Consider the following 4,125-nt stretch of genomic DNA (forward strand, 5'->3'; position numbering starts at 1 on the left):
GTCATCGCGGGCCGCCGGCGGCCCGCGATGACCGCGCCGCTGACCCGCGCGGCCCGGCACGCCCGGATCGTGGAGCTGATCCGCGACCGGGCGATCCGGTCGCAGACCGAACTGGCCGACCTGCTCGCCGCCGACGGCGTGGGCGTCACGCAGGCCACCCTCTCGCGGGACCTGGAGGAGCTGGGCGCGGTCAAGGTGCGCGGCGGCGACGGCCCGGCCGTCTACCTGATCCCCGAGGACGGGCAGCGACCGTTGCGCGACGCCGAGGCCGCGCCGGCCCGGCTGGTACGGCTGCTGCGCGAACTGCTCAACGGGGTCGACTCCAGCGGCAACATCGCCGTGCTGCGCACACCGCCGGGCGCAGCCCAGTACCTGGCCAGCGCGTTGGACCGGGCGGGCCTGCCCGAGATCGTCGGCACCATCGCCGGTGACGACACCATCCTCGTCGTGGCCCGCGACGCCGCCGGCGGGGCCGCACTCGGGGACAAGCTCGCCGGCTGGGCCCGCCGGGACGACACCGTTGAAGGGAACACCACGCCATGACCGAGCGGGTCGTGCTCGCGTACTCCGGGGGGTTGGACACCTCGGTCGCCATTCCGTACCTGTCCGAGCAGACCGGCGCCGAGGTGATCGCGGTCGCGGTCGACGTCGGGCAGGGCGGCGAGGACCTGGACGCCATCCGCCAGCGTGCCCTGGATTGCGGCGCGGCCGAGTCCGAGGTGGTGGACGCGCGCGACGAGTTCGCCGCCGACTACTGCCTGCCGGCCATCCGGGCCAACGCCCTCTACATGGACCGCTATCCCCTGGTGTCGGCGCTGTCCCGGCCGCTGATCGTCAAGCACCTGGTGGCCGCGGCGCGCAAGCACGGCGGCACGATCGTGTCGCACGGCTGCACCGGCAAGGGCAACGACCAGGTCCGGTTCGAGGTGGGCCTGAACGCGCTCGCCCCCGACCTGAAGATCATCGCGCCGGCCCGGGACTTCGCCTGGACCCGGGACAAGGCGATCGCCTTCGCCGAGGAGAAGGGGCTGCCGATCGACGTGTCGGCCAAGTCGCCGTACTCCATCGACCAGAACCTGTGGGGTCGCGCGGTGGAGACCGGCTTCCTGGAGGACATCTGGAACGCTCCGGTCGAGGACCTCTACTCGTACACCTCCGACCCGACCCAGGAGCGCGATCCCGACGAGGTCGTGCTCACCTTCGACGGCGGTGTGCCGGTGGCGATCGACGGTGAGACGGTCACCCCGTACCAGGCGATCCTGGAGCTCAACCGGCGCGCCGGCGCTCAGGGCGTGGGCCGGCTCGACATGGTCGAGGACCGCCTGGTCGGCATCAAGAGCCGAGAGGTGTACGAGGCGCCCGGCGCGATCGCGCTGATCACCGCCCACCAGGAGCTGGAGGCGGTGACCGTCGAACGGGACCTGGCCCGGTTCAAGAAGGGCGTCGACCAGCGCTGGGGCGAACTCGTCTACGACGGGCTGTGGTTCTCGCCGCTGAAGGCGTCGCTGGACGCGTTCATCGACGACGCGCAGCGGCACGTCAGCGGCGAGGTCCGGATGGTCCTGCACGGCGGCCGGGCCACGGTGACCGGCCGGCGCTCCGAGGCGAGCCTCTACGACTTCGGGATGGCGACCTACGACACCGGCGACACCTTCGACCAGTCTTTGGCCAAGGGCTTCGTGCAGCTGTGGGGGCTGCCGAGCCGGATGGCCGCCGCTCGGGACGCCCGGTTGGGCGGTGGCGGACAGTGACCCGTGCGGGCGCGCCGAGTGCGCGAGCACGGCGAGTGAACCCCGCAGTCGCGAGCGAAAGGCAACCAGCGCAATGATGGGCGACGTGGACGACAAGAGCCTGACCGAGAACAGCGCCGCCACCAACCGGACGAGCCTCTGGGGTGGCCGGTTCGCGGGTGGCCCCGCCGAGGCGCTCGCCCGACTGTCGGTGAGCGTGCAGTTCGACTGGCGCCTGGCCCCGTACGACATCGCCGGTTCCCGGGCGCACGCCCGGGTCCTCGCCGGCGCCGGCCTGCTCGACCCGGAGGAGCTGGGCCGGATGCTTGCCGCGCTGGACGACCTGGAGGCCGCCTGCGCCTCCGGCTCGTTCCGCCCCACCATCGACGACGAGGACGTGCACACCGCGCTGGAGCGCGGTCTGCTGGAGCGCCTCGGCAGCCTCGGTGGCAAGCTGCGCGCCGGCCGCTCCCGCAACGACCAGGTCGCCACCGACCTGCGGCTCTACCTGCGCGACCACGCCCGGGGCGTGGCCAGCCGCCTGGTGGAGCTGGCGGAGGCGCTTGTCGAGCAGGCCGAGCGGCACATCGACACCGCCGCGCCGGGCATGACCCACCTTCAGCACGCCCAGCCGGTCACCTTCGGGCACTGGCTGCTCGCCCACGTGCAGCCGCTGCTGCGTGACCTGGAGCGGCTGCGCGACTGGGACCACCGGGCGGCGATCAGTCCGCTCGGCGCGGGCGCCCTGGCCGGTTCCGGGCTCCCGCTGGACCCGGTGGCCGTGGCCAAGGAGCTGGGCTTCCGTACGTCGTTCGCCAACTCGATGGACGCCGTCGCCGACCGGGACTTCGTGGCCGAGTTCCTCTTCACCACCGCCCTGATCGGGGTGCACCTGTCCCGCCTCGGCGAGGAGGTGGTGCTCTGGACCTCGCACGAGTTCGGCTGGGTGGAGCTGGACGACTCCTTCGCCACCGGCTCGTCGATCATGCCGCAGAAGAAGAACGCGGACATCGCCGAGCTGGCCCGGGGCAAGTCGGGGCGTCTGGTCGGCGGCCTGATGACCGTGCTCACCATGCTCAAGGGCCTGCCGATGACCTACGACCGGGACATGCAGGAGGACAAGGAGCCGGCCTTCGACGCGGTCGACACCCTGGAGCTGCTGCTTCCCGCCCTGGCGGGAATGATCTCCACGATGACCGTCCGGGTGGACCGCCTCGTCGCCGCCGCCCCGGTCGGCTTCTCCCTCGCCACCGAGGTCGCCGACTGGCTGGTTCGACGCAACGTGCCGTTCCGCGACGCGCACGAGATCACCGGCCAGCTCGTGGCGCTCTGCGCGGCTCGGGAGTGCGAACTGAACGACGTCTCCGACGAGGACCTGGCCGCGATCAGCGGGCACCTCGACCCGTCGGTGCGCGACGTGCTGTCGGTCCGTTCGGCTCTCGCCGCCCGGACCACCCCCGGTTCCACCGGCCCCGGCCCGGTCGCCGACCAGCTCGCCGCCGCGGCGGACCGGCTGGCCAGCTGGCGGGAGTGGGCCGCCGAGCGGGTCGTCCCGCGCTGAGCTGTGCCGTGGCGTCGGCGCTGGCCGCCGGCGCCGCGGCGGTTCAGGCCGTCGGGCGCTCCCGCTTCGGGAGCTTGGCCACCACCATGTCGTACGACGAGTCGACCGCCTCGGTCAGCTCCTCGTCGTCGATCCCGCCGTCCAGGCGCAGGGTGTTCCACCCGGACCGGCCGATGTAGGCCATCACGCTGGCGTCGCCGGGGTGCCGGTGCAGCCACTCGTCGGCCACCTCCCGGGTCGGCCCGCACTTGATGCCGACCGTCGGCTTGTCCCCGTCGCTGCCGAGGAACGCGAAGATCCGGCCGCCCACCTTCACCACCTCGTCGCCCTCCCACGGCCGGTCCAGCCACGCTCCCGGCTTGGCCAGGCAGTACGCCAGCATCTCCGCGCGCTCCATGGGTGCCTCCTCGTCGTGCGCACAGTGTGCCCGCCCGACCGCCGTCGCGGGCGCGGCGTGCCGATCCGGGCGCCGGATCAGGGGGTCTGCTCGGACGAGCGGGCGGCGACCCGCTCGTAGCGTTGGCGGGCGGCCTGCGCGCTGCCCAGCCCCAGCCCGTACGCGATCGCCTGCCAGGTCAGCCCCCGGTCGCGGGCCAGCGTCAACAGGCCGGCCTCCAAGGCGTCCAGCTCGGCGCGGACGTGTGGCAGCAGGGTCAGCGCAGCGGTGAGGTCGGCGGCGTCGACCGGCTCCTCGGCGGGCTCGCGCTCGGCCCCGCCGGCGGCGAGCGCGGTGACCAGGGCGACCGCCTCCCACGAGTCCAGCACGTACGGGGGGGTCACAACCGACCGCAAGCGCGCACGGATGCATGCCAGACACGTGGCCTGTTGTGAGCG

At 73.1% G+C, this 4,125-nt stretch carries 5 protein-coding genes; 3 read left to right on the forward strand and 2 right to left on the reverse strand.

Annotated features, from left to right (window positions below):
- The first annotated feature begins 27 nt into the window (after positions 1 to 27).
- The 3 genes from PSH25_RS22420 to argH all read left to right on the forward strand — a co-directional run bounded on the left by PSH25_RS22420 (position 28) and on the right by argH (position 3,291).
- Positions 28 to 543 carry an arginine repressor gene (locus PSH25_RS22420; RefSeq protein WP_238660944.1) on the forward strand — a complete coding sequence of 172 codons (516 nt, stop codon included), beginning with the start codon at positions 28 to 30 and terminating at the stop codon, positions 541 to 543.
- A complete protein-coding gene (locus PSH25_RS22425) occupies positions 540 to 1,751 on the forward strand; it encodes an argininosuccinate synthase (RefSeq protein WP_238660941.1) in 1,212 nt (403 codons plus the stop codon). The genes PSH25_RS22420 and PSH25_RS22425 overlap by 4 nt, the downstream gene beginning before the upstream one ends.
- Before the next feature lie 76 nt (positions 1,752 to 1,827).
- Positions 1,828 to 3,291, forward strand: a complete 1,464-nt coding sequence (gene argH, locus PSH25_RS22430; RefSeq protein WP_238660945.1) for an argininosuccinate lyase — start codon at positions 1,828 to 1,830, stop codon at positions 3,289 to 3,291.
- Between the two features lie 43 nt (positions 3,292 to 3,334).
- Here argH and PSH25_RS22435 read toward each other — a convergent pair whose 3' ends face one another.
- Together PSH25_RS22435 and PSH25_RS22440 are read right to left on the reverse strand one after the other, a co-directional pair.
- Positions 3,335 to 3,688 carry an MmcQ/YjbR family DNA-binding protein gene (locus tag PSH25_RS22435; RefSeq protein WP_238660942.1) on the reverse strand — a complete coding sequence of 118 codons (354 nt, stop codon included), beginning with the start codon at positions 3,686 to 3,688 and terminating at the stop codon, positions 3,335 to 3,337.
- A 77-nt stretch (positions 3,689 to 3,765) separates the two neighbouring features.
- A complete protein-coding gene (locus PSH25_RS22440; RefSeq protein ID WP_238660943.1) occupies positions 3,766 to 4,056 on the reverse strand; it encodes a hypothetical protein in 291 nt (96 codons plus the stop codon).
- Positions 4,057 to 4,125: the final 69 nt, after the last annotated feature.

Source organism: Micromonospora foliorum, assembly GCF_022229015.1.
Taxonomy (GTDB): Bacteria; Actinomycetota; Actinomycetes; order Mycobacteriales; family Micromonosporaceae; genus Micromonospora; species Micromonospora foliorum.

Excerpts from the sequence above, each read along its gene's own strand:
- argH (WP_238660945.1), top strand. The coding sequence starts at position 1,828 with ATGGGCGACGTGGACGACAAGAGCCTGACCGAGAACAGCGCCGCCACC.
- PSH25_RS22435 (WP_238660942.1), bottom strand. The coding sequence starts at position 3,688 with ATGGAGCGCGCGGAGATGCTGGCGTACTGCCTGGCCAAGCCGGGAGCG.
- PSH25_RS22425 (WP_238660941.1), top strand. The coding sequence starts at position 540 with ATGACCGAGCGGGTCGTGCTCGCGTACTCCGGGGGGTTGGACACCTCG.
- PSH25_RS22420 (WP_238660944.1), top strand. The coding sequence starts at position 28 with ATGACCGCGCCGCTGACCCGCGCGGCCCGGCACGCCCGGATCGTGGAG.